Source organism: Gellertiella hungarica (assembly GCF_014197145.1).
Lineage (GTDB): Bacteria > Pseudomonadota > Alphaproteobacteria > Rhizobiales > Rhizobiaceae > Gellertiella > Gellertiella hungarica.
Genome location: NZ_JACIEZ010000002.1, coordinates 112,111 through 134,452 on the forward strand (window position 1 = coordinate 112,111; position 22,342 = coordinate 134,452).

Here is a 22,342-nt window from a genome sequence, read left to right on the forward strand (position 1 = left end):
CCTCGGGTTATTCGTTAGCCCACGGAGAAAACCTAAGGCCGGGCTTCGTTCCGGCCAACTTAACGATCGGTAAGGCAGATTAAATCTGCGTCATGTTGGGCGTTTGCCCTCAGGCCATGATCTCCGCGAGGAAGGCCCGCAGGTCGGCGGTCGCGTAATCGATGTAGTCGTCCTCGTCGGTCAGCCGCTCCCAGCTTTCTGTCACGACTTCCTCGAGATTGCGCGGCACCAGCAGAACGGTGCGCATGCCCAGCGCCTTCGGCACCACGAGGTTGCGCGGCAGATCCTCGAACATGGCGGCATGGGCCGTGTCCACGCGGTTGAGGCTCATGAACTTGTCATAGGTGCTGCTTGCGGGCTTCGGCGTGTAATCGGCAGCGACGATGTCGAAGATGTCGTCGAAATGCTCGAGGATGCCGAGCGCCCCGGCAGCCTTTTCCGCATGGGCGACGGTGCCGTTCGTCAGGATGAACTTGCGACCCGGCAGGGCCTTGATCGCCTCGCCGAGCTCCGGATGCGGCAGCAGTGCGCTGTAGTCGATCGCATGCGCCCGTTCCAGGAATGCCTGCGGATCGATGCCATGGTGCAGCATCAGCCCCGCCAGCGTCGTCCCGTGATCGTGATAGTAGCGCTTCTGCAGCTTCTTCGCCTCGACGGGGTCGAGCTGCAGGAGCTCCGAGACGAAGCCGGTCATGTTCTTGTCGATCTGCGCGAACAGGTCGACGTGGTGGGGGTAGAGCGTGTTGTCGAGATCGAAAACCCAGTCGCGGACGGTTTCGAAATCGGATTTGGCGGGGGTGTTCTTGATCCTGGTCATGCCGGTCTTATGCACTGTCGCGGGCGGGATGGAAATGCCCTGCTGCCGGTGGTGTCAATATTTCTGACGTGACACGGTTGCGGCCACGGTGCTAGCACGGCCTCACCATGGAACTCTGGGTCGTCATCACCATCGCCAGCGCATTTCTCCAGAACATGCGCTCGGTCTTCCAGAAACATCTCAAGGGGCAGATGGGCACGACGGCAGCGACCTTCGTGCGCTTCGGCTTCGGGGTGCCTTTCGCGATCCTCTACCTGGCGATCCTGCATCTCGGCCTCGGCCATCCGCTGCCCGTGCCGAACGGCGCCTTCTTCGCCTGGGGGGTCATCGGCGGGCTGGCGCAGATCGGCGCCACCTTCCTGCTCGTGCATCTCTTTTCCTTCCGGAATTTCGCCGTGGGCACGGCCTATTCCCGCACGGAGCCGATGCAGGCGGCCCTCATCGCCTATCTCTTTCTCGGAGAGCGGCTCAACGCCAACGATCTCGTTGCGCTCTGCCTGTCCATGGCGGGCGTGATGCTCATCTCGGTTGCGCGTACCGATATCAGCCCCCGTTCGCTGCTGGAATCCACCTTCAGCCGCACGGCGCGCATCGGCCTTCTGTCCGGCCTGCTCTTCGGCCTGTCCGCCGTGGCCTACAGTTCCGCTTCGGGATCGCTGGCCGCGGGCCTGCCTGCGCGGGATGCCGCCATGCAGGCGGGCTTCACGCTCGTCTATGTCATCCTGCTCCAGACAGCGGTGATGCTGGGGTGGCTCGCCTGGCGCGAGCCCGGCGAAATCAGGCGTATACGGTCGGCCTGGCGGGTCTCGCTGGCCACGGGCTTCGTCGGCGCCACCGCTTCCTTCGGCTGGTTCACGGCCATGACACTGCAGCAGGCGGCGCTCGTCCGTTCTCTCGCCCAGATCGAGATGGTCTTCACCTTCGCCTCCACGGCGCTCGTCTTCAAGGAGCGGGTGAACCGGCTGGAGGTCGTCGGCTGCGCGCTCATCGTCTCCGGCATTCTGCTTCTCTTCCTGCTGTGAAAAACCCGGCCGCGGGGCCGGGTTCAGAAAGAAGAAAGAGGGAAGGGGAAAGCAGTCAGGGCACCAGAAGCGTGCCCGCGCCGCCCTCGGTGAAGAGTTCGAGCAGCACCGCGTGAGCCGTCTTGCCATTGAGGATCACGACGCCCTGCACGCCGGCCTTGATCGCCTCGATGCAGGTCTCGACCTTGGGGATCATGCCGCCGGAAATCGTTCCGTCCTTGATCAGCGCCCGCGCCTCGGCCACCGACAGTTCCTTGATCAGCTCGCCGTTCTTGTTCAGCACGCCCGGAACGTCGGTGAGGAAGAGGAGACGGGTCGCGTTGAGCGCCCCGGCAATGGCGCCCGCAAAGGTATCGGCATTGATATTGTAGGTGTGGCCGTCGCGGCCGGGGGCTACGGGCGCAATGACCGGGATCATTTCCGAACGGGCCAGAAGATCGAGAAGCGTCCGGTCCACTTCCACCACCTCGCCAACGAAGCCGAGATCGAGCACGCGCTCAATGTTGCTGTCCGGATCGGTCACGGTCTTGGTGGCCTTTTCGGCAAACACCATGTTGCCGTCCTTGCCGCAGAGGCCGATGGCCCATTCGCCCGTCTGGTTGATGAGAGCCACGATCTCCTTGTTGATCGAGCCGGCGAGTACCATCTCCACGATCTCGACCGTCTTCTGGTCGGTGACGCGCAGACCCCCTTCGAATTTCGATTCGATGCCGAGCTTGGTCAGCATGGCGCCGATCTGCGGGCCGCCGCCGTGCACGACGATGGGGTTGACGCCCGACTGCTTGAGCAGTGCGATGTCGGCGGCAAAGGCCCGGCCGAGTTCCGGGTTGCCCATGGCATGGCCGCCATACTTCACCACGATGGTGGTGTTTTCGTAACGCTGCATGAACGGCAGCGCCTGCGCCAGAAGCCGTGCCTGCATTTCGCTTTCGGAAGTCGTCATCGCCTCAAAACCCTTCGCGCCTGGCGGCCTCCGCTTCGGCCGCGTCGAGCGCGCCTTTTATCGCAAGTTTCTGACAGTGGGAATAATCCATGGAAAAACTTTGCCGGCTCGCCTCGTCGGCAGAGGGGGCCTTCTCACGCTGCATTCTTTCCTCTAGGTTGCCCTTGCCGACTTGTAATTTCTACGCAAATCGCCGCCCGGGAGACCCGTTCGCAAGGCATCGGGGAAGGCCCGGCACAAGCATTCTGGAAGGGCGCATGGCCGTCGACGACCTGTCTGAACTCATTTCGCGTGTCGCGCTTCGCGACCGAGCGGCCTTTTCGCTGTTATATCAGCGATCCAGTCCGAAACTTTTTGCCGTCTGTCTTCGTATATTGAAGGACAGGACAGAGGCTGAGGAAGCGCTCCAGGAGGTATTCATCAAGGTCTGGCAACGCGCCGACCGGTTCGCCTCCGAAGGCAGAAACGCGTCGGGGTGGCTCACCGCCATCGCGCGCAACCATTCCATCGACCTCATCCGCACGCGCAAGCCGATCGCCGACCAGATCGAGGAGGAATACGACCTCGCCGATCCGTCGCCCGATCCCGAGCGCGAGGCAGAGCTGTCTGCCGAGGGGCGCCGCATCGATCGCTGCATGAACGAGCTCGATCCGGACCGCGCCACGGCCGTCCGCCGGGCCTATGTGGAAGGCCTGAGTTACCAGGAACTGGCCGACCAGTTCCGCGTGCCGCTGAATACGATGAGGACCTGGCTCAGGCGCAGCCTTATCAAACTGAGAGAGTGTCTGGACCGATGACAACGCCCGATCGCAGCAGTGGAGACCGTTCCCGCGACGAAGTCCTCGCCGGCGAATATGTGCTCGGCGTCCTGTCGGCCATCGACCGGCGAAAGGTCGAGGCGCGGATGGTGCTCGACCAGAACTTCGCCGCCATCGTCCAGCGCTGGCAGGAGAACCTCGCCTCCTTCGAGGCGGAATATGGTACCGAAGCGCCGCCCGCATGGATCTATCCCCGCATAGAACAGCGCCTTTACGGGGCGCCTGCCGCAAAACCCCCGGTGGGGCTGTGGCAGTCGCTGGCCTTCTGGCGGACCGTCACCGCCCTGTCTCTCGTGGTGGCCGTCGGTATCGGCCTCAGCCAGCTCAAGCTCGGCGGTGCAAGCGACAGCGAGCTTGTGGCATCGCTGGTGGGTGAGGGAAATGCCGTCAGCTATGCCTCGTCCTACGACCCCCAGACGGGCCTGTTCCGGATGACGCCGGTCGCCGCCGGCCCGGAGAAGGAGAAGTCGCTGGAACTCTGGCTGATCCAGGGCAGCAATCCCGCCATCTCGCTCGGCGTTCTGCCGCAGACGGGGGAGGGCGAGCTCATGGTACCGGCCGAGTGGCGTGACAAGATCAAGGAAGGCGATCTCTTTGCCATCAGTCTGGAAGCCTTCGGCGGGTCGCCCACCGGCAAGGCACAGGGACCCGTACTGGCGGTTGGTCCTGCCAAGGTCAAGAAGTAACGGACAGGAAAGACGTATACGAAAAGGGGGCTTAACGGCCCCTTAATTTTTTGCAGAAAAAATTTTGATCATTGAAACTAATTTTGAGCGCATCCCGTATATCCAGTATCCGGCACAACAGAATATCCGGATCAAGACATGCGCCATAGGGAGGTCCATGGCGCGTGAACCCCAATCATTACTTATGGAGACGTGCCATGAAGAAGGTATTCCTGCGCGCAATTCTTGCCGTTGCTCTCGCCGGTTCGGCCATGACCGCCGTCCAGGCCGCCAATCCCGAGGTGGGCGGCGCACCGATGTACGAAGACAAGAACATCGTGGAAAATGCCGTCAACTCAAAGGACCACACCACGCTGGTCGCGGCGGTGAAGGCTGCGGGCCTTGTCGAAACGCTGCAGGGCAAGGGTCCGTTCACGGTCTTTGCGCCCACCAATGCCGCCTTTGAAGCCTTGCCGGCCGGCACGGTCGAGACTCTCCTGAAGCCGGAGAACAAGGAACAGCTGACGAAGGTGCTGACCTGCCATGTGGTCGGTGCGGAAGCCATGTCCGACGCGATCGGCAAGATGATCAAGGATGATGGCGGCAAGCACCCGGTCAAGACGCTCGGCGGCTGCACGCTGACGGCGGAAGAGAAGGACGGGAAGATCACCCTGACCGACGAGAACGGCGGCGTTGCCACCGTGACCATCGCCGATGTCAAGCAGTCGAACGGCGTCATTGACGTCATCGACAAGGTCATCCTGCCGAAGATGTAAGCGAGGAGGCCGCCCGCTGCACCTGCGCGGGCGGCCATCCTTCAGTGTCCGATCGTTTCGAGGATCGCGGCCCGGAGGTCGTCGAGCCCCTTTCCTTTTTCCGACGACGTGGCGATCACGGCGGGATAGGCCGCCGGCCGCTTCTTGATCTTGTCCATGGTCTCCGCGATCAGGCGCGGCACGCCGGCTTCCTTGATCTTGTCCGTCTTGGTGAGCACGATCTGGTAGGATACGGCCGCCTTGTCGAGGAGCGTCAGCACGTCCTCGTCGTTTTTCTTGATCCCGTGCCGGCTGTCGATCAGCACATAGACGCGCTTCAGCGTCGCACGACCCCTCAGGTAATCGAAGACGAGCTTTGTCCAGGCGTCCACCTGTTCCTTGGGCGCCTGCGCATAGCCATAGCCGGGCATGTCCACCAGCGCCATCGGCGGCAGGTCGTCACCCTCGCCGGAATAGCCATCCGGTACGAAGTAGTTCAGTTCCTGCGTCCGGCCCGGCGTGTTCGAGGTGCGGGCAAGGCCCTTCTGGCCCGTCAGCGCATTGATGAGCGAGGACTTGCCGACATTCGAGCGGCCGGCAAAGGCCACTTCCATCGGGCCTTCCGGGGGAAGGAATTTGAGGGAAGGCACGCCGCGGATGAAGATCCACGGGTTTCCGAAGAGCGGCTTTTCGCCCTGCTCCGCATCATTGGCCATCGGCAGTCACTTTCCATGTCCGGCGTTCTTGCCACCGGCTTCACGGTTTTGGCCGGCAAAGTCAAGGATCAATGGCCCTTCAGCATTCGCTGCTGCCGCAGATATTCCGCCCCGAGATAGCTGAGGAGGGCGGCGAGGATGAGCGTGCCGCCGATGATCGCGCGGATATCCGGGACCTCGCCGTTGAAGATCGCGACCCAGACCGGGCTGAGCATGGTTTCCGCCGTGCCGAGGAGAGCGGCGAGCGCGGAGGGCACCAGGCGCGCTCCCGTGACGAAGAGCGCCATGCCGAGGCCGAGATTGAAGACGCCGAAACCGTAGAGGATCGCGAACTGTTCCGGCGAGACCGCCAGACTGACGGCCTGGGTAGAGGCGATGATGCTGGCGATGAAACCGCCCGTACAGGCCGCCGGCGTCATCCGCACATCGGGATAGCGCCGGGTCAGCACGGTGGTTGCTGCGAAGACGAGCGCGATGGCGAGGGCCAGCGCGTCACCCTTCGGCGAAATCGACCCGTCGAAGGATTTCGACATCATGATCGCCACTCCGGCGATCACGGCAGCGATCGCGGCCCAGGTCAGCGCAGAAATCCGCTCCTTGTAGACGATCCGGCTGAGCAGCGCCGCAAAGAGCGGCACGCCCGCCTGGATGAGCACCACGTTGGCAACCGTGGTGTACTGGATCGCCACGATGAAGCAGGTCGTCGCGATCGTGAAGCTCGAGGCAACGACGGCACCGGGCCATCCCATGTTGCGAAAGAGCGTCAGCGTGCCGCGCAGTCCGTCGCGGAACAGCATGAAGAAGAGCAGGAAGACCGCGGCGAACAGGCATCGCCAGAAGATGACGGCCCAGCTGTCGTCCATGGCAAGGAAGCGGGCGATGGCGCCGCCGAAGCTCCAGAAGAAGGCCGAACCGAAGACGAGGAGCGCGCCTGTCTTTTCCTGCGCTCCGAACTGCCCGGCTGCTGCCGGCATCACCTGGGACATGCTTGGCCTCTCCTCATCCTTCCGGCAGACTAGCAGCCGACACGCCGAAAACGGGACCGGCGGCGACATTTCCACGCCGCAGGTGAACAATTCCTTGCCGCAAATTCCTGAAAACGCGGGGTTTCAACGAAAAACCCCGGGCCGGGCCCGGGGTTTTCACGTTTACTCGGCTGGCTTGGGCTTTCGCCGGAAGAGCCCTGCCAGATTGTCGAAGAGCTCGATCTTGGCGCCGTTGCGCTTCATGATGATGCCCTGCTGGATGATGGAAAGGGTGTTGTTCCATGCCCAGTAGATGATGAGGCCGGCCGGGAAGGTGGCCATCATGAAGGTGAAGATGACCGGCATCCAGTTGAACACCATGGCCTGCGCCGGATCCGGCGGTGTGGGGTTCATCCGCATCTGCAGGAACATGGTGACGCCCATGATCAGCGGCCAGACGCCGATATGCAGGAAGGTGGGTGCGGTGAAGGGCAGGAGGCCGAAGAGGTTGATGATGCTCGTCGGATCCGGCGCGGAAAGGTCATGAATCCAGCCGAAGAAGGGCGCGTGGCGCATCTCGATGGTGACGTAGATGACCTTGTACAGCGAGAAGAAGATCGGAATCTGGAAGGCAATGGGCCAGCAGCCCGCCAGCGGATTGATCTTCTCGGTCTTGTAGAGCTCCATGGTGGCCTGCTGCAGGCCCATGCGGTCGTCGCCGAACTTTTCCTTCAGCGCCTGCATCTTGGGCTGCACCATCTTCATCTTGGCCATGGACGCATACTGCTTGTTGGCCAGCGGATAGAAGAGAGCCTTGACGACGATGGTCGTCGCCAGGATGGCGATGCCGAAATTGCCGAAGTAGCGATAGAAGAAATCCATCAGCTTGAACATCGGCTTGGTGATGAAATAGAACCAGCCCCAGTCGATCAGGCGGTCGAACTTCGGCACCTCGAACTTGGCGAAGTAGCCGTCGACGACAGGCACTTCCTTCGCGCCGGCGAAGATCATGTTCTTCACCTCTGCGCTCTGGCCGGGCGCGACCGTAACCGGATCTGCGCGGAAATCCGCCTGGAAGGAGGGCTGCGCCGCATTCAGGTGCACGAAACGCGACGAGAAGGCCACATCCTGCGGGGGAATGAGCGCCGCGGCCCAGTATTTGTCGGTGATGCCAAGCCAGCCGGTCGTGGTCTTGGCGTGCTCGACATTTTCCTTCTCGATGTCGGAATACTTGCTCTCGGTGAGCTTCTGGTCCTCGAGAACCCCGAGGAAGCCCTCGTGGAGCACGTAGACCGATGCGCCCTGCGGCTTGTTGTAGCGCGTCACGCGGCCATAGAGCGAGGCGGCCACCGGCGCGCCGGAGCCATTGGTGATCTTGTCCGTGACTGTGAACATGTAGCGGTCGTCAACGGCAAAGGTGCGTGCAAAGGTCACACCCTTCTCGTTGGTGAAGGTGAGCGTGACCGGCGTCTTGTCCGTCAGCTTGTCGTTGCCGGAGACGGTCCAGGCGGTGTCGGGGCCCGGCACCTTGCCGCTTTCTGGCGTCTCGATGTAGCCGAGTTCGGCAAAGTAGCCATCCTTGGTGTTGGACGGGCTGAAAAGCGTGATCAGCGGGCTCTTCGGATCGACGGTCTCGCGGTAGTTCTTGAGCTTCAGGTCGTCGAGGCGAGCGCCGACGAGACGGATCGAACCCTGCAGGGCCGGCGTGTCGATCGCCAGGCGGGGCGAGGGTGCAGCAGCGTCTGCCGTGCCCGAGGGGGCGGCCTGGGCGGTGTTTCCGGCCGCAGGAGCCGCGGCGGGCGCGCCTGCTGCATCGGCGGGCTTGGCGGCGGTCTGGCTGGTGGTCTGCTGCGCCTTGGCGGCAAGTTCAGCCTTGCGCTGGGCTTCCAATCGCGGGTTCATGTAGAAGAACTGCCATGCCATCACGATCAGCACGGACAGCACGATTGCCACGAGTGAATTGCGTTTGTTTTCCATCATACTTTCCTGGAGCGGCTTTCGCCCGGCCGCTTCGGCTGAGGCTTCGACTGGATGCGCTCTAACAACTGGGCCGTCAATTGCTCGAAGGAGACGTCGAGGACGTCCCGGCGGGCGACGATTACATAATCGTGGCCGGGCTGCATTGCAAACCCTGCCTTGAGGCGTACGGCCTCTCTGAGCCGGCGGCGCATCCGGTTGCGCTCCACGGCATTGCCCTGTTTCTTGGTAACGGTGAATCCGGCCCTCGCGGCCGTCTCGGGTTCCTGGCGGTCCAGCACTTCCAGCAGGAAGGTCCGCCCTTTCCGTTTCTCGCCCTTCTGAACGGCGAGAAACTGCGGCCGGCTTTTCAGCCGCCCGACAGTCTTTTCGTTACGCTTTGCGTCATCGCCCGCCATCGCGACCGGGCAATCCGGCCTTAGGCCGAAAGACGCTTGCGGCCACGGGCGCGGCGAGCAGAGAGGACCAGACGGCCGCCCTTGGTTGCCATGCGGGCGCGGAAGCCATGACGACGCTTGCGAACAAGCTTGGAGGGTTGGTAGGTACGCTTCATTTATTTGATTACCGCGGAGTGCGGCCCTTCTTGAATCTGTTCCCTGGGGAACAAGGAGCGTTTCGGATATTCATCAAGCCTGTTTCGCTGTCCTTGGACGGCTGAACTTGACGTGGCCGGGCTCTTAAGGGAGGAGCGGGCAAAAGTCAATCGCGCCCGGCCCTGTCGCAGATTCGGTCTCTCCTTCGCGATGTCCGGCATTGCCTCTCCGGCAGGGCGCCTATACCGTCGGATGTGACCCTCGCGCAACTGCGCGGGAGGGGTGCTGCATGACAAAGGGATCTGGTTCGGGCATGGATGGGCGAGAGTCAGCGGGAGTTGCGGCAGGTGCGCCGCGCCGGAAGGCTTTCCGCAGCCTTTCCGCCAAGCTTCTGGGGCTCACCATCCTCTTCGTGCTTCTGGCCGAAGTGCTGATCTTCGTGCCGTCCGTCTCCACGATGCGTCTGCGTTGGCTGAACGACCGGCTGAGTGCCGCCGCTGCCGCGGGCATCGTCATCGATGCCCTTCAGCCGGCAGACCTGCCCGAGAAGGCCCGGAACGAAACGCTGATGGCGGCCGGTGCGCGGGCGATCGCGCTTCGCCGCCAGGGTCAGTCCCAGCTTCTCGCGGCAAGCCCCATAGACCAGCCGATCGAAGGGGTTTTCGATCTTGGCAATACCCAGCCATTCGATGCCATGGGGGAGGCGGTGTGGACGCTGCTTTTCGGCGGGAACCGTCTGATCCGCGCCTTCGGGCCCGTCGGGGATAGCCACATGATCATCGACATGGTGCTCGACGAAACCGCGCTGCGACAGGCGATGCTCGTCTATTCCCGCAACGTGGCGCTGCTCTCCATCCTGATCTCGCTGATTACCTCGACGCTGATCTTCTTCGCCATCGACCGCCTCATGATCAGGCGCATCCGGCGGCTGACGCTGAACATGCAGACCTTCGCCCGCAACCCCTCCGATCCGTCCGCCGTGCTGGTGCCCGAGACGGGTGCGGACGAGCTTGCTCTTGCCGGCCGTCATCTCGCCAGCATGCAGTCGGACATGCAGGCGACGCTTTCGCAACAGAAGACTCTGGCCGAACTCGGGCTTGCCGTCTCCAAGATCAATCATGACATGCGCAACATTCTGGCGACCGCGCAGCTTCTGTCCGACCGGCTGACGGATGTGGACGACCCGATGGTGAAATCCTTCGCGCCGAAGCTGATCCGGACCCTCGACAGGGCTGTGGGCTACACGAGCGAGGTTCTCGCCTATGGCCAGATGGCGGAATCGGTGCCGCGCCGGACGCGCCTTGCCCTGCTCCCGCTTGTGCAGGAGGTCCGGGACAATCTCGGCCTGGATCCGCAAGGTCCCATCCGCTTCGTCGATTCGATTGACCCCGCGCTCGAGATCGATGCCGATGGCGAGCAGCTGTTCCGGGTCCTGCACAATCTCTGCCGCAATGCGCATCAGGCCCTGGCCTCAATGGGCGGCGGCTCGGATCTCGTGATCGAGGTCTCGGCAAGCCGGGATGGGCAGGGCGTCCGGCTGATCATCGACGACACCGGACCGGGAATGCCGGCGAAAGCGCGCGAGAATCTCTTCCTCGCCTTCCGGGGGGCGGCTCGCAGCGGGGGAACCGGTCTCGGCCTCGCCATCGCGCGGGATCTGGTGATCGCCCATGGCGGCACCATCGGCCTGGTGGAGAAGGACAGCCGGGGCACCCGATTCAGCATCTACATCCCGGACAGGCCCGGCGCCTAATTTCTGGCTGAGGGTAACCGGTTGTAAAATAAAAGCAAATTTCCTCCCTTCGAAAATCTCGCGGTCAAAATGGCACTTTTTTGAAGAAAGTCTCTTGCATTCGGGGGGTAACCGATTTAGAGGATCGCCACGCAAGCGGTTCCGCCGCACGGCACGCACCCGTAGCTCAGCTGGATAGAGCACCAGACTACGAATCTGGGGGTCAGGAGTTCGAATCTCTTCGGGTGCGCCATTTCCCCTCTTTCATAATTCGCTGCATGGTGCGCTTGAGGCTTCTTGTCTCAGCTCGCTTCCACAGCTGGCGTCTGCATGCCGGTATTGCGGGAAGCAGCCGGCGCAGGGCGAGCCGTCGCCCCGTCTGACGGTCACGCGATCCCGGACGAAATGCCCGATCCTTCTGTCGCGGATGGAGGCGCGGGGCGCACGCATCAGAATCCGGGTGGATTGATCTCCGTCCTCCAGGACATGCGGAAAAATCTTTTCCATTAATGTCTATAAAAAAGATAGAAAAACTGTAATTCCAGTCCCGTTCTGCCATTCTGCTGGCATCGAAACCCGGTGACGCCGGTCACCCGTTGCTAGCGAGGATATCCATGGGAAGCCTGAACGAAACCAGGATTGATTATTCCGTCCATCCCCGAGTGAATTCGACCGATCCGGTTCCGCCGCGGCCGCGCCCGTCGGTACCCGCACATGTCATCTCCTCCGATCAGGAAGCGATCGAGGTTGCCGAAGGGCTGGCCGCCCGCTTCCGGGAAGGCGCAGCGCTTCGGGATCGGGAAGGGCTTCTTCCCATCGCCGAGCTGGATGCCTATTCCCAGTCGGGCCTGTGGAGCATCAACGTGCCGAAGGCCTATGGCGGCCCGGAAGTATCCTATGCGACCCTCGCCCGTGTCATCGCCATCATCGCTGCCGCCGACCCGGCGATTGCGCAGATCACCCAGAACCACCTCGCCATCGTCGCGACGGTCGATCTCGACGGGACGGAAGAGCAGAAGAGGTTGTTTTTCGGCCAGGCGCTGGCCGGGCTGCGCTATGGCAATGCCTTCTCCGAGCTGAAGAGCAAGACGGTCGCCGCCTTCGAGACGAAGGTGCATTTCGATGGCGATGAGGCCGTGGTGAACGGAGAGAAATTCTACACCACCGGTGCGCTTCTTTCCCACATCGTGCCCATCGTCGGCGTGGACGAGGCTGGCCAAGGCTGGCTTGTCTTTGCCGATCGGGATCAGCCCGGGCTGACGGTCACCAACAACTGGTCGAGCTTCGGGCAGCGCACCACCGCGTCCGGTTCGGTGCGCATCGAGAATGTGCGGGTGCCGAAGGTGCGGGCGCTCAAGGTCACGTCCTTCGACCATCCGACGGTGGGTGGACCGGTCTCGCAGATCATCCAGTCTGCCATCGATGCGGGCATTGCCCGCGGTGCCATCGATGACACCATCGCCTTCGTCTCGACGCTCAGCCGCCCCTGGATCGACAGCGGCAAGGACAAGGCCGGCGAAGATCTGTTCACCATCGCCGCCATCGGCGATCTGAAGATCCGGCTGCATGCGGCGGAGGCACTGCTCGATATCGCCGGTCGGGCCATCGATGCGGCGCGGGCGGACTCGACCCTCGAGAAAGTCTCCAATGCGACCGTCCGGACGGCGGAATCCAAGGTTCTCACCACGGAGATCGCCATCCTCGCCACCAACAAGCTCTTCGAGCTTGCCGGCACCCGCTCGACGCTCGCCGAACATGGTCTCGACCGGCACTGGCGCAACGCCCGGGTCCACACCTTGCATGATCCGGTCCGCTGGAAATTCTTCCATGTGGGCAACTGGTACCTGAACGGCACGCATCCGCCGCGCCATGCGTGGAACTGAGGGGGCTGCCATGACGGAAAACGACCGCAGGCTCCACCGACAGGCCGCCCTGGTCAAGGGGCGGCCGGCGCCGCACATCGCGCCACGCCAGAAGGAGGCGCATCGCATCCGCGACGATGCGGAGGCCATCGCCATTGCCAGGGAGCTTGCCCGCGACTTTGCCGCGGGTGCCGTTGAACGCGACCGGGAACGTCGCCTGCCGCTCGACGAAATCGAGCGCTTCTCGCAATCGGGACTGTGGGCCATCACCGTGCCGAAAGAATATGGCGGGGCGGGGGTCTCGGCGGCGACACTGGCCGAGGTGACGGCGATCATATCGGCGGCGGACAGCTCGATCGGGCAGATCCCGCAGAACCATTTCTACATGGTGGAAGCCCTCCGTCTGGCGGGGAGCGAGGAACAGAAGCGGCACTATTTCAAGCGGATCCTCAAGGGCGACCGGCTGGGCAACGCCTTCACCGAAATTGGCACCCGGACACCGGTGGATTTTCGCACCCGCTTCGCGGAGAGGGATGGGCGGCTGCTGCTCAACGGGCAGAAGTTCTATGCCACCGGCTCGCTCTTTGCGCATGTCGTCGTGGCCGTCGCCAAGGACGCCGCAGACCGTGTCCACATCGTCTTCATCGACCGGCAGACGCCCGGACTTGACCTCGTCGACGACTGGTCGTCCTTCGGCCAGCGTTCGACGGGAAGCGGCACCGTCACCTTCGACGAGGTGGAGATCGAACCCTTCCAGGTAGTGGATCACGACGGTGTCTTCGAACGGCCGACGCCGATGGGGCCGCTGGCACAGATCATCCATGCGGCGGTCCAGGTCGGGATTGCCCGCGGTGCTCTGGAAGAGACGGTCGCCTATGTCCGGGCGCATGCGCGGCCCTTCTTCGAGCTCGACATCGAGCACGGCTATGAGGATCCTCATTCCATCCATGCCCTGGGCGACGTCGCAATCCGGGTTCATGCGGCGGAGGCGCTTCTGGCACGCGCCGGCGCCTTCCTGGACAGGGCGACAGCAGCTCCCGACGAAGCCACGGTCGCCGCGGCTTCCATCGCGGTTGCGGAAGTGAAGGCCTATGGCACGGAGGCCGCGCAGCTGGCGGCCAACAAGCTGATCGAGCTTGGCGGTGCCCGCTCCACGCTGGAAGGCTATGGCCTCGATCGGTACTGGCGCAACGCCCGCACCCATTCCCTGCACGATCCCGTGCGCTGGAAGTATCACCACATCGGCAATTTCTATCTCAACGGAACGCTGCCGCCCCGTCACGGCGCCCTTTGAGGGACGTGCGAAAAAGGATCAAATCGATGACATCAGCACCAAAGCCCCTCGATTTTCTCTGGTTCATACCCTCCTCCGGGGATGGGCGTTACCTGGGCTCGGACGATCAGTCCCGACCGGCGGATCCCGCCTATCTCAAGGAAATCGCGGTTGCGGCCGACCGGCTCGGCTATTCCGGCGTCCTCATTCCCGTCGGTGTGGCCTGCGAGGAAAGCTTCGTCCTGGCCGGCCATCTCGCGGCATACACGGAGAAACTGAAGTTCCTGGTCGCGATCCGCCCCGGCACGGCCTCGCCAGCCTATTATGCGCGTCTGGCGGCCACACTCGACCGGGTGTCCAACGGACGGCTGCTCCTCAATATCGTCGTGGGCGGCAGCGCGCAGGAACTCGCAGGCGATGGTGTGTTCCTGCCCCATGACGAGCGTTACGATCATGCGCAGGAATTCTTCCAGGTCTTCAACGATCTGCTGGAGAAGGGGCATGGTCATCTCGACGGAAAGTATATCAAGGCGCACGATGCACGGCTCGGCTTTCCGCCCGTGCAGGCACCGCGCCCGCCGCTCTATTTCGGCGGCTCCTCCGATGCGGCCATCGATTTTGCCGGTGGCCTTGTCGATACCTACCTGACCTGGGGGGAGCCGCCGGCGCAGGTCGCGGAAAAGGTTGCTGCGGTGCGCAAGGCCGCTGCTGCCCGGGGCCGCAGCGTCAACTTCGGCATTCGCCTGCATTTCATCGTGCGCGAGACGGACGAGGCGGCCTGGGCGGCCGCGGACGAGCTGATCTCGAAGCTCTCCGACGAGGCGATCGAGGCTGCGCAGGACGTGTTCCGCAAGCAGTCCGATTCCGTCGGCCAGGCGCGCATGGTGGCGCTTCACAATGGCCGGCGCGACAGGCTCGAGGTTTCGCCCAATCTGTGGGCCGGCATCGGGCTGGTGCGCTCCGGTGCGGGCACGGCACTGGTGGGATCACCGAAGACCGTTGCCGCTCGCCTGCGGGAGTATCAGGCGCTCGGCATCGATACGGTGGTCGCCTCGGGCTACCCGCATCTGGAGGAAGCCTACCGCGTATCGGAACTTCTGTTTCCCGAGCTGGGGCTCGAAAGCCCGCGCCACCAGATTCGGCATTCCTTCGGCGAACGCCAGGTGTTCGGTGGCGGCGGCCATGGGGGCAACGTGAAGCTGGCCTCGGGTTCGTAAGCGGCGGTCCCGCGTCGTTCCCCGGATGATGCGTTCGCGTTTCCGCCTGCCGGTAGAAGACCATTTCTTCCGGCAGGCCCGCCGTTCTGCAACAAGTCGGACAAGGAGACTGTGCCATGGGAACCATCTCTCATCTGCCACGCCGGGACCGTCCGCAGCCCGTCCGCCTCGGCTCGGACCGGGAGGCGGAAGCCGCGCTTGCCGCCCTCGTTGACGGCTGGCAGGGGGCGGAGCCCAGCCTTGCCCAGCGTCGCGAAGCCCTGAAGCTGAGCGGCTTGACCGCGATCAGCCTCTGCGCCGAAGCGGGCGGCCTTGATTGCTCGACGGCCCTTCTGGCCCGGGTGGTGCGGCAGATCGAGTCCGTCGATCCCGGCGCCGCGGAGGCACTGCACCGGCACTTCGTTCTCATCGACATGTTCCGCGAGGAGGGGGACGAGCGCTTCTACGGGCAGCTTGCCGAGCAAAGCCTTGCCGGCGATCTGCTGATGGGCGAAGCCGATGCAGCGCGGGGAACGCTCGACGTGCGGCAGGAGGATTTCCAGTCCACCGCGAGCGGTGAGGTCCTGCTTCCGCAGGCTGCCCTTTTTGCCGACTGGCTCTGGCTTCCGGCCATCAACGATGCGGCGGGTCATCTGGTGGAGGGATCGGCGCTGGTGCCCGTGCGTGCCGCCACCCTTGAAACACGGGTGGATGGCGAAGGCCGCGAGCATCTGGTCGCCCGGTTCCGATCGGCGCCCGTTGCGCACGGGCTTTGGGCGCGCGCCCGCCCCCGCCTGCGGACAGCCGTTGCGCTGGACCACCTTCTCGAGGCGGCACGGGCGAGCGTGCAGCTGGATCTTGCGGGCGGTGGCGCCTCGCCGCAGGCGGCCCTCCGGCTTTCGCTGGCACGCCGGGCCCTGCTCGCCCTGGTGCAGGAAGCTGCCGCCGCACTGGATCATGCACAGGTCGCCCCGTCCGTCGACAGCCTCGGCCAGGCTGACAGCCTCTGCCGGGACGCCGCGCTCTTCGCCGCCGATCTGACCGGGCACGAAGGGCGCTTCGAACACCTTGCAACCCTTGCCCCGGGACAGTGCTGACACCTGTGCCAACCGCACGGACGGAAAAATATTCCGCCCATAAATCTATAAAAATGATAGAATAACTGTATTATGGGGCCCGCCCCTCTATTCTGCCTGTGGAGCCGGTTGATCCGGCATCGTCACCAGTAAGAGGAGCCGGACGCCATGAGCCGTCACATCCGTTTCAATGCCTTCGACATGAACTGCGTCGCCCACCAGTCCCCGGGCCTGTGGCGGCATCCGAACGACCGGTCCCATGCCTACAAGGACCTGGACTACTGGCAGGATCTCGCCCGCACGCTGGAGCGCGGCATCTTCGACGGCATCTTCATCGCCGATGTCATCGGCTATTACGACGTCTACAAGGGCGGCAATGAAAACGCGATCCGCGAGGCGGCGCAGATCCCGGTCAACGATCCGCTGCAGCTTGCCGCGCCGATCGCGCTCGCAACCGAGCATCTGGGGATCGGCATAACCGCCTCCACCTCCTTCGAACATCCCTACACCTTCGCCCGGCGGCTCGCGACGGCGGACCACCACACGAAGGGCCGGATCGGCTGGAACATCGTGACCTCCTATCTGGAAAGCGGCGCGAAGAACATTTCGCAGGGCGGGCTTCGCCGCCACGACAACCGCTACGAGGTGGCAGCCGAATATGTGGAAGTCCTCTACAAGCTTCTGGAAGGAAGCTGGGAGGAGGGAGCGGTCATCCGCGATCGCAACCGGCGTATCTTCACCGATCCTGCCAAGGTGCACGAGATCGGCCACAAGGGCACCTATTTCGAGGTGCCCGGCTATCACCTTTCCGAACCTTCCCCGCAGCGAACGCCCGTGCTCTACCAGGCCGGCGCTTCCGGGCCGGGCAAGGCCTTCGCGGCGCTGCATGCGGAATGCGTCTTCGTGGCCGCACCCACCAAGTCGCTGCTGAAGCAGTATGTGAAGGAGATCCGCACGCTGGCCGCCGCGGCCGGGCGCGACCCGAAGAAGATCCTGATCTACAATCTCACCACGCTGATCCTCGACGAGACCGATGCCAAGGCGGAGAAGCGCTTCGAGGACTATGCGAGCTACACGTCCTATGACGGCTCACTCACCTTCATTTCCGGCTGGAGCGGCATCGATTTCGGCCAGTATGCGCCCACCGACCTGCTGAAGAAGGTGGAAACCAATGCCATTGTCTCCGTCGTCGAACATTTCGCCGGCAAGGACAAGCAATGGACTGTCGAGGAGCTGGCAAAATGGGGCGGCATCGGCGGGCTTGGCCCGGTCTTTGTCGGGTCGCCCTCGACGGTGGCCGATATCCTGCAGGACTGGCAGGAGGAAACCGACGTGGACGGCTTCAACCTCGCCTATGCCGTCACGCCGGAAAGCTTCGAGCAGGCCGTCGACCTGCTGGTTCCCGAATTGCAGAAACGTGGCGTCTATCCGACCGCCTACCGGCCGGGCACGCTGCGCGAGAAGCTGTTCGGGGAGGGGCGGCTCCTGCCAGCGACCCACCCGGCCGACCGGTATCGCGACATCGAGGCCTGGAAGGCCCGGGAAGCGGAGGCCCGGAAGGCCTCTGCCGGCCTGAAGGCCGTGCCCTGAATCCAGCGAAACGCAGCGGGCGGCAAAAGCTTTTCCTATAATGTCTATAAAATAGATAGACATACCTGATAAAGCGCCGCACCGCCCTGTAGCTTTGATCCATCGCAGAAGAGCGGTGGACCCCGAAAAACCACAAGGTGTTGTCATGAATATCAAAAATGCAATCGCAGCACTGGCTGCAACCGTTGCCGTCGCGCTTGGCGCCGTGAGCGCCGGAGCGGCGGACAAGAAGGTCGTCGTCGCCTACCAGACCGACGCGTTGCCCTCGTCGGTCGCCATCGCCAATGGCGACTTTGCCAAGGAAACCGGCTACGAGATCGATTTCCGAAAGTTCAATTCCGGTGCGGAGATCTTCGCCGCCATCGCCTCGGGTGACGTGCAGGTGGGCTATGTAGGCTCCAGCCCCTTTGCCGCCGCAACCTCCCGCGGGCTCGACGTGAAGGCCTTCTATCTCGCCTCCATCTCCGGCATCGACGAAGCGCTGGTCGTGCGCAACGGCTCCGGCATCGAGAAGCTCGAAGACCTCAAGGGCAAGAAGCTCGCCGCCGCGCCTGTCTCCACCGATCACTACCAGCTGCTGGCGCTGATCAAGTCGCTGGGCCTCACCGAGCAGGATGTGCAGGTGCTGGCCATTCCGCAGCCGGAAATCGTTGCCGCCTATAATCGCGGCGATATCGATGGCGGCTTCGTCTGGGATCCGGCACTGACCGAGCTGAAGAAGAACGGCAAGGTGCTGGTCACCTCGAAGGAGGTCGCCGAAAAGGGCGCGCCGACCTTCTCCGCCTGGGTGGCCGCCGGTGGTTTTGCCAAGGATAACCCGGAATTCCTGACCAAGTTCGCGGGCGTCATCAACAAGTATTATGCTTCCTTCCGGAACGACAAGGCGGCCTGGGGCCCGGACAGCGAGAATGCCAAGGCGCTGGCCGGCCTTCTCGGCGGGACGCCGGAGCAGCAGGCCAATGCGCTCGGCAACCTCAACCTGCTGACCCCAGAGGTTCAGGCCTCCCGCGAGTGGCTTGGCGGCGGCGAAGGTTCCGGTGCGGCAAAGATCCTGAAAGCCACCGCCGAGTTCCTCAAGGCCCAGGGCAAGGTCTCCGAGGTCCAGCCGAGCTATGCGGCCTTCGTCACCCCTGACGCCCTTCAGGTCACCAACTGATCCTCCCGAGCGTTGTGACCATCCTCCCGCCGGGCTTCTCCCCCGGCGGGATTTTCCATGAAGGGAATGATGCTATGCTGAAGATCGAAAATGCCTCCGTCTTCTTCGAGGGCCGCGGGCGCATCGTCCACGCGCTGGACAGGCTCAATCTGGACATTGCCGACGGCGATTTCGTGGTGGCGCTCGGCACGTCGGGATGCGGAAAGTCCACGCTGCTGAATGCCATTGCCGGCTTCCTGCCGCTGTCCGAGGGAAGGATTACGCTCGATGGCCGCGCAATTGCGGGGCCCGGCGCGGATCGGGGCGTGGTTTTCCAGAAGGACACGCTGATGCCCTGGCTGGATGTGGCGGACAACGTCGCGCTCGGCCTGCGCTTTGCCGGGCTGGCAAGGAAGGCAAGACGCGAAAAGGCGGAAGGCCTGCTCGACCTGGTCGGGCTCAGGGACTTCGGGCGCAGCTTTCCCCATGAACTCTCCGGGGGCATGCGCCAGCGTGTGGGTATTGCCCGCGCGCTTGCCACCGATCCGGACATCCTGCTGATGGACGAGCCCTTCGGTGCGCTCGATTCCATGACCCGCGAACAGATGCAGCAACTGCTGGTCGATGTGTGGCATCGGACGGGCAAGCGGATCTTCTTCATCACCCACTCCATCGAGGAAGCGCTTGTGCTGGGCACGCACATCATCGTGATGTCGCCGCGGCCCGGCCGTATCGTGGCCCGTTACCGGGCGGATTTCGTCCGGAGGCTGGCAGAAGGCGCGTCCCTTAAGGAGATCCGCCTCTCGGACTCCTTCGGCCCCCTGCGCGAAGAGATCCGCGACATCCTGCACCGGGACCCCGAACCGAAAGAGGAAGCCGCATGACCGTGATCGACAAGCTTGCCGCCTTCGAGGGCGAGGTTCCTTCTTCCGGGGCAACGGGGCCCCGCACGGTCCGGATGCCCGCTTTCGGCATTTCGGGACAGCCGACGACGCTGATCAGCCTGGTGACGGCAAGCCTGCTTGTCGGCGCCTGGTGGTTCGTCACGGAATACGGACTGGTGTCCAGCCTGTTTCTTCCCCGTCCGGCCGAAGTGCTGCACCAGTTCGTGGTGGTCGCACGGGACGGCTATGCGGGCGCTCCCCTGATCGATCATGTGGGCGCAAGCCTGTTCCGCATCGGGCTTGCCGCGGCGCTTGCCATCCTTGCCGGCATTCCGCTTGGCCTTCTGATGGGCCTCAACCGCTTTGCCAAGGGCATTCTCGACACGCCGATCGAATTCTACTGGCCGCTGCCGCCGCTGTCCTACCTGCCGCTGATGATCATCTGGCTGGGGATCGGGGAAACCTCGAAGGTGACGCTGCTGTTCCTCGCGATGTTCGCGCCGATCTGCCTGGCCGCGCAATCGGGCGTGCGCTCGCTGCCGGTGGAACGGGCGCAGGCGGCAAGAACGCTCGGGGCGACCAGGCTGCAGCTCTTCGCCCATATCGTGCTGCCCGGTGCCTTGCCTGAGATCCTCACCGGTATCCGCATTGCGCTGGGGGTCGGCTGGGGCACGCTGGTGGCTGCGGAGCTGATCGCCTCGACGCGCGGCATCGGCTTCCTCATCATGTCCGCGGCCCAGTTCCTGGCGACGGACGTGGTCTTTGTCGGGATCGCCATCATCTCCGTCTGCGCCTTTTCCTTTGCCCATGCGGTGCGCCTCGCCGAACGGCTGCTGGTGCCCTGGCGGGGGAGGGGCTGAGCATCTGCCGGGCCGCGAAACCGAAAGCCACCGCCCCCGGGACGGTGGCTTTTTTCATGCCCCTTTTGCGCCGATCTTCGAAAAAGGTTTCCGCTTCCCCGACGATCGGAAGAAAGACCCTTTCTTTAAATATACAATATCTATGGATTTAATAGATATATCGTCGCTTCCAACGGAGATCCCCTATGAGCCAGTTCTTCTTCAACCGCCGCTCCCTGCTGAAAACCCTCGCCACCGGTGCGGCCTTGCCGCTCGCCGCCCGTTATGGCGCTCTTGCCGCCCATGCGGCGGAGAACAGGTTCGCCGGTCGAACCGTGAACCTTCTCATCATCCAGCCGCATGTGGTGACCGGCAACAAGATTGCGGAGGACTTCGAGAAGCTCACCGGGGCAAAGGTGAAGGTGACCGCCGTTCCCTATGATCAGGTCAGCGTCAAGGCGACGCTCGACTTCCAGTCCGGCGCCAACGAGTTCGACGTGATCGATTATTTCTACACCTACAAGGGCCAGCTTGCCGAGGATGGCGTGATCGATGACGTGACCGACCTCATCGAGCGCGACAAGGCGGAGATCAAGCCGGAGGACTTCATCAAGTCCATCTACGACCAGTACACGCTGCATGACGGCCGCCGCTACGGCCTGCCCTATGATGGCGACAGCCATGTGCTGTTCTACAACAAGGAGCTGTTCGACCGGCACGGCCTGAAGCCCGCCACGACCTGGGACGAATATACCGAAAACGCCAGGGTGATCACCGAGGCGGAGAAGAAGAACGGCATCTATGGCGCAGCGGTGCTGGGTGCGAAGATCCCGGTCATCATCCTGTCCACCTATGCGAACCGGCTTACCGGTTTCGGTGGCAACTTCCTCAAGGCCGACGGCAGCTCCGCCCTCGACAGCGAAGAAGCGGTGGCGGCGCTGGAAAGCCTCCTGAAGTCCGCCCCTTACGCCTTGCCCACGCCGCTCGAAACCCGGTTCGAAGAGGGCCTGCCCGCCTTTCTCGGCGGCAAGGCGGCGCAGATCGACTTCTGGACCGATCTCGGTGGCTATGCGCAGGATCCCAAGGGCTCGCAGATCGTCGACAAGTGGGGGGTCACCCGCATTCCCGTCGGCGGCAAGAACAGGACGCCGCGCCTTGCCTTCAACGCCGGCTTCGGCTTCGCCATCACCGCCGGCTCGAAGAACAAGGACATCGGCTGGGAGCTGATCAAGTTCGCCACCAGCCAGGCCTATCACGAGGAGCTGCTGGCGCTGACCGGATCGGGCATCGATCCCGACCGCTATTCCGGGCTTGCGTCGGAAAAGTACAAGGCGTTCCAGCCGCTGGTGCAGCCACTGCTCGATGGCGGGGCGCTGGAAAACAGCCTCGCCTGGCCCACCGCCGCCTATGCGCCCAAGCTCGAAAACGCGCTGACAGACGAACTGGCCCTGGCCCTGGCCGGTACGAAGAGCGCCGAGCAGGCCATTCGCGACGCCCATGCCGCCTGGTCCGAGATCATCGATGCCAATGCGTGAGCGGCATGC

At 63.5% G+C, this 22,342-nt stretch carries 22 protein-coding genes and 1 tRNA gene; 15 read left to right on the top strand and 8 right to left on the bottom strand.

Annotated elements, in window-relative coordinates; genetic code table 11:
• Positions 1 to 109: 109 nt before the first annotated feature.
• Entirely contained in the window at positions 110 to 817 is a 708-nt protein-coding gene (locus GGR23_RS05080; RefSeq protein WP_183365042.1) for a pyrimidine 5'-nucleotidase, read from the bottom strand.
• A gap of 107 nt (positions 818 to 924) precedes the next feature.
• On the opposite strand from GGR23_RS05080, the gene GGR23_RS05085 reads away from it, so the two are divergent.
• Positions 925 to 1,839, top strand: a complete 915-nt coding sequence (locus tag GGR23_RS05085; RefSeq protein ID WP_183365043.1) for a DMT family transporter — start codon at positions 925 to 927, stop codon at positions 1,837 to 1,839.
• A gap of 55 nt (positions 1,840 to 1,894) precedes the next feature.
• On the opposite strand, the gene argB is transcribed toward GGR23_RS05085, so the two are convergent.
• Together argB and GGR23_RS05095 are read right to left on the bottom strand one after the other, a co-directional pair.
• On the bottom strand, positions 1,895 to 2,782 hold the full coding sequence (gene argB / locus GGR23_RS05090; RefSeq protein WP_183365045.1) for an acetylglutamate kinase: 888 nt from the start codon (positions 2,780 to 2,782) through the stop codon (positions 1,895 to 1,897).
• A 4-nt stretch (positions 2,783 to 2,786) separates the two neighbouring features.
• On the bottom strand, positions 2,787 to 2,927 hold the full coding sequence (locus GGR23_RS05095; RefSeq protein WP_183365047.1) for a hypothetical protein: 141 nt from the start codon (positions 2,925 to 2,927) through the stop codon (positions 2,787 to 2,789).
• Positions 2,928 to 3,039: 112 nt separating this feature from the next.
• On the opposite strand from GGR23_RS05095, the gene GGR23_RS05100 reads away from it, so the two are divergent.
• The 3 genes from GGR23_RS05100 (at position 3,040) to GGR23_RS05110 (ending at position 5,041) form a co-directional block, all read left to right on the top strand.
• Complete coding sequence (locus GGR23_RS05100; RefSeq protein ID WP_183365049.1) at positions 3,040 to 3,579, top strand: sigma-70 family RNA polymerase sigma factor; 540 nt, start codon at positions 3,040 to 3,042, stop codon at positions 3,577 to 3,579.
• Positions 3,576 to 4,286, top strand: coding sequence for an anti-sigma factor (locus tag GGR23_RS05105; RefSeq protein WP_183365051.1), 711 nt, complete (start codon positions 3,576 to 3,578; stop codon positions 4,284 to 4,286). Before GGR23_RS05100 ends, GGR23_RS05105 begins: the two co-directional genes overlap by 4 nt.
• Before the next feature lie 197 nt (positions 4,287 to 4,483).
• Positions 4,484 to 5,041 carry a fasciclin domain-containing protein gene (locus GGR23_RS05110; RefSeq protein WP_183365053.1) on the top strand — a complete coding sequence of 186 codons (558 nt, stop codon included), beginning with the start codon at positions 4,484 to 4,486 and terminating at the stop codon, positions 5,039 to 5,041.
• Between the two features lie 41 nt (positions 5,042 to 5,082).
• Here the strand turns inward: GGR23_RS05110 and yihA are convergent, their stop codons facing one another.
• The 5 genes from yihA to rpmH all read right to left on the bottom strand — a co-directional run bounded on the left by yihA (position 5,083) and on the right by rpmH (position 9,231).
• Positions 5,083 to 5,736: a ribosome biogenesis GTP-binding protein YihA/YsxC gene (yihA, locus tag GGR23_RS05115; protein ID WP_183365055.1), complete on the bottom strand. Its 654-nt coding sequence runs from the start codon at positions 5,734 to 5,736 to the stop codon at positions 5,083 to 5,085.
• A gap of 68 nt (positions 5,737 to 5,804) precedes the next feature.
• A complete protein-coding gene (locus tag GGR23_RS05120) occupies positions 5,805 to 6,722 on the bottom strand; it encodes a DMT family transporter (protein WP_246364979.1) in 918 nt (305 codons plus the stop codon).
• Positions 6,723 to 6,884: 162 nt separating this feature from the next.
• Complete coding sequence (gene yidC / locus GGR23_RS05125; protein WP_183365057.1) at positions 6,885 to 8,678, bottom strand: membrane protein insertase YidC; 1,794 nt, start codon at positions 8,676 to 8,678, stop codon at positions 6,885 to 6,887.
• Positions 8,678 to 9,076, bottom strand: coding sequence for a ribonuclease P protein component (rnpA, locus tag GGR23_RS05130; RefSeq protein ID WP_183365059.1), 399 nt, complete (start codon positions 9,074 to 9,076; stop codon positions 8,678 to 8,680). Before rnpA ends, yidC begins: the two co-directional genes overlap by 1 nt.
• A gap of 20 nt (positions 9,077 to 9,096) precedes the next feature.
• Entirely contained in the window at positions 9,097 to 9,231 is a 135-nt protein-coding gene (gene rpmH, locus GGR23_RS05135) for a 50S ribosomal protein L34 (protein WP_183365061.1), read from the bottom strand.
• A 269-nt stretch (positions 9,232 to 9,500) separates the two neighbouring features.
• On the opposite strand from rpmH, the gene GGR23_RS05140 reads away from it, so the two are divergent.
• From GGR23_RS05140 to GGR23_RS05190, 11 genes are all read left to right on the top strand, one after another.
• Entirely contained in the window at positions 9,501 to 10,964 is a 1,464-nt protein-coding gene (locus tag GGR23_RS05140) for a sensor histidine kinase (RefSeq protein ID WP_183365063.1), read from the top strand.
• A 155-nt stretch (positions 10,965 to 11,119) separates the two neighbouring features.
• Positions 11,120 to 11,196 (top strand) — tRNA-Arg (locus GGR23_RS05145).
• A gap of 361 nt (positions 11,197 to 11,557) precedes the next feature.
• On the top strand, positions 11,558 to 12,826 hold the full coding sequence (locus tag GGR23_RS05150) for an SfnB family sulfur acquisition oxidoreductase (protein WP_183365065.1): 1,269 nt from the start codon (positions 11,558 to 11,560) through the stop codon (positions 12,824 to 12,826).
• Between the two features lie 10 nt (positions 12,827 to 12,836).
• The gene (locus tag GGR23_RS05155) at positions 12,837 to 14,099 is read left to right on the top strand and encodes an SfnB family sulfur acquisition oxidoreductase (protein ID WP_183365067.1); all 1,263 of its coding nucleotides are present in this window, start codon (positions 12,837 to 12,839) and stop codon (positions 14,097 to 14,099) included.
• A gap of 26 nt (positions 14,100 to 14,125) precedes the next feature.
• Positions 14,126 to 15,295 (top strand): FMNH2-dependent alkanesulfonate monooxygenase, encoded by a 1,170-nt coding sequence (ssuD, locus tag GGR23_RS05160; RefSeq protein ID WP_183365069.1) that lies wholly within the window; start codon positions 14,126 to 14,128, stop codon positions 15,293 to 15,295.
• 116 nt (positions 15,296 to 15,411) lie between these two features.
• A complete protein-coding gene (locus tag GGR23_RS05165) occupies positions 15,412 to 16,371 on the top strand; it encodes an acyl-CoA dehydrogenase family protein (protein ID WP_183365071.1) in 960 nt (319 codons plus the stop codon).
• A gap of 147 nt (positions 16,372 to 16,518) precedes the next feature.
• Entirely contained in the window at positions 16,519 to 17,940 is a 1,422-nt protein-coding gene (locus GGR23_RS05170) for an LLM class flavin-dependent oxidoreductase (protein WP_183365073.1), read from the top strand.
• A 145-nt stretch (positions 17,941 to 18,085) separates the two neighbouring features.
• Positions 18,086 to 19,096 carry a taurine ABC transporter substrate-binding protein gene (tauA, locus tag GGR23_RS05175; protein WP_183365075.1) on the top strand — a complete coding sequence of 337 codons (1,011 nt, stop codon included), beginning with the start codon at positions 18,086 to 18,088 and terminating at the stop codon, positions 19,094 to 19,096.
• A gap of 74 nt (positions 19,097 to 19,170) precedes the next feature.
• Positions 19,171 to 19,959, top strand: a complete 789-nt coding sequence (locus GGR23_RS05180; protein ID WP_183365077.1) for a taurine ABC transporter ATP-binding protein — start codon at positions 19,171 to 19,173, stop codon at positions 19,957 to 19,959.
• Positions 19,960 to 20,033: 74 nt separating this feature from the next.
• Positions 20,034 to 20,819, top strand: a complete 786-nt coding sequence (locus GGR23_RS05185) for an ABC transporter permease subunit (protein ID WP_183365754.1) — start codon at positions 20,034 to 20,036, stop codon at positions 20,817 to 20,819.
• A gap of 185 nt (positions 20,820 to 21,004) precedes the next feature.
• Complete coding sequence (locus tag GGR23_RS05190) at positions 21,005 to 22,333, top strand: ABC transporter substrate-binding protein (protein ID WP_183365079.1); 1,329 nt, start codon at positions 21,005 to 21,007, stop codon at positions 22,331 to 22,333.
• Positions 22,334 to 22,342 lie beyond the last annotated feature (9 nt).

Excerpts from the sequence above, each read along its gene's own strand:
- GGR23_RS05080 (WP_183365042.1), bottom strand. The coding sequence starts at position 817 with ATGACCAGGATCAAGAACACCCCCGCCAAATCCGATTTCGAAACCGTC.
- GGR23_RS05085 (WP_183365043.1), top strand. The coding sequence starts at position 925 with ATGGAACTCTGGGTCGTCATCACCATCGCCAGCGCATTTCTCCAGAAC.
- argB (WP_183365045.1), bottom strand. The coding sequence starts at position 2,782 with ATGACGACTTCCGAAAGCGAAATGCAGGCACGGCTTCTGGCGCAGGCG.
- GGR23_RS05095 (WP_183365047.1), bottom strand. The coding sequence starts at position 2,927 with ATGCAGCGTGAGAAGGCCCCCTCTGCCGACGAGGCGAGCCGGCAAAGT.
- GGR23_RS05100 (WP_183365049.1), top strand. The coding sequence starts at position 3,040 with ATGGCCGTCGACGACCTGTCTGAACTCATTTCGCGTGTCGCGCTTCGC.
- GGR23_RS05105 (WP_183365051.1), top strand. The coding sequence starts at position 3,576 with ATGACAACGCCCGATCGCAGCAGTGGAGACCGTTCCCGCGACGAAGTC.
- GGR23_RS05110 (WP_183365053.1), top strand. The coding sequence starts at position 4,484 with ATGAAGAAGGTATTCCTGCGCGCAATTCTTGCCGTTGCTCTCGCCGGT.
- yihA (WP_183365055.1), bottom strand. The coding sequence starts at position 5,736 with ATGGCCAATGATGCGGAGCAGGGCGAAAAGCCGCTCTTCGGAAACCCG.
- GGR23_RS05120 (WP_246364979.1), bottom strand. The coding sequence starts at position 6,722 with ATGTCCCAGGTGATGCCGGCAGCAGCCGGGCAGTTCGGAGCGCAGGAA.
- yidC (WP_183365057.1), bottom strand. The coding sequence starts at position 8,678 with ATGGAAAACAAACGCAATTCACTCGTGGCAATCGTGCTGTCCGTGCTG.
- rnpA (WP_183365059.1), bottom strand. The coding sequence starts at position 9,076 with ATGGCGGGCGATGACGCAAAGCGTAACGAAAAGACTGTCGGGCGGCTG.
- rpmH (WP_183365061.1), bottom strand. The coding sequence starts at position 9,231 with ATGAAGCGTACCTACCAACCCTCCAAGCTTGTTCGCAAGCGTCGTCAT.
- GGR23_RS05140 (WP_183365063.1), top strand. The coding sequence starts at position 9,501 with ATGACAAAGGGATCTGGTTCGGGCATGGATGGGCGAGAGTCAGCGGGA.
- GGR23_RS05150 (WP_183365065.1), top strand. The coding sequence starts at position 11,558 with ATGGGAAGCCTGAACGAAACCAGGATTGATTATTCCGTCCATCCCCGA.
- GGR23_RS05155 (WP_183365067.1), top strand. The coding sequence starts at position 12,837 with ATGACGGAAAACGACCGCAGGCTCCACCGACAGGCCGCCCTGGTCAAG.
- ssuD (WP_183365069.1), top strand. The coding sequence starts at position 14,126 with ATGACATCAGCACCAAAGCCCCTCGATTTTCTCTGGTTCATACCCTCC.
- GGR23_RS05165 (WP_183365071.1), top strand. The coding sequence starts at position 15,412 with ATGGGAACCATCTCTCATCTGCCACGCCGGGACCGTCCGCAGCCCGTC.
- GGR23_RS05170 (WP_183365073.1), top strand. The coding sequence starts at position 16,519 with ATGAGCCGTCACATCCGTTTCAATGCCTTCGACATGAACTGCGTCGCC.
- tauA (WP_183365075.1), top strand. The coding sequence starts at position 18,086 with ATGAATATCAAAAATGCAATCGCAGCACTGGCTGCAACCGTTGCCGTC.
- GGR23_RS05180 (WP_183365077.1), top strand. The coding sequence starts at position 19,171 with ATGCTGAAGATCGAAAATGCCTCCGTCTTCTTCGAGGGCCGCGGGCGC.
- GGR23_RS05185 (WP_183365754.1), top strand. The coding sequence starts at position 20,034 with ATGCCCGCTTTCGGCATTTCGGGACAGCCGACGACGCTGATCAGCCTG.
- GGR23_RS05190 (WP_183365079.1), top strand. The coding sequence starts at position 21,005 with ATGAGCCAGTTCTTCTTCAACCGCCGCTCCCTGCTGAAAACCCTCGCC.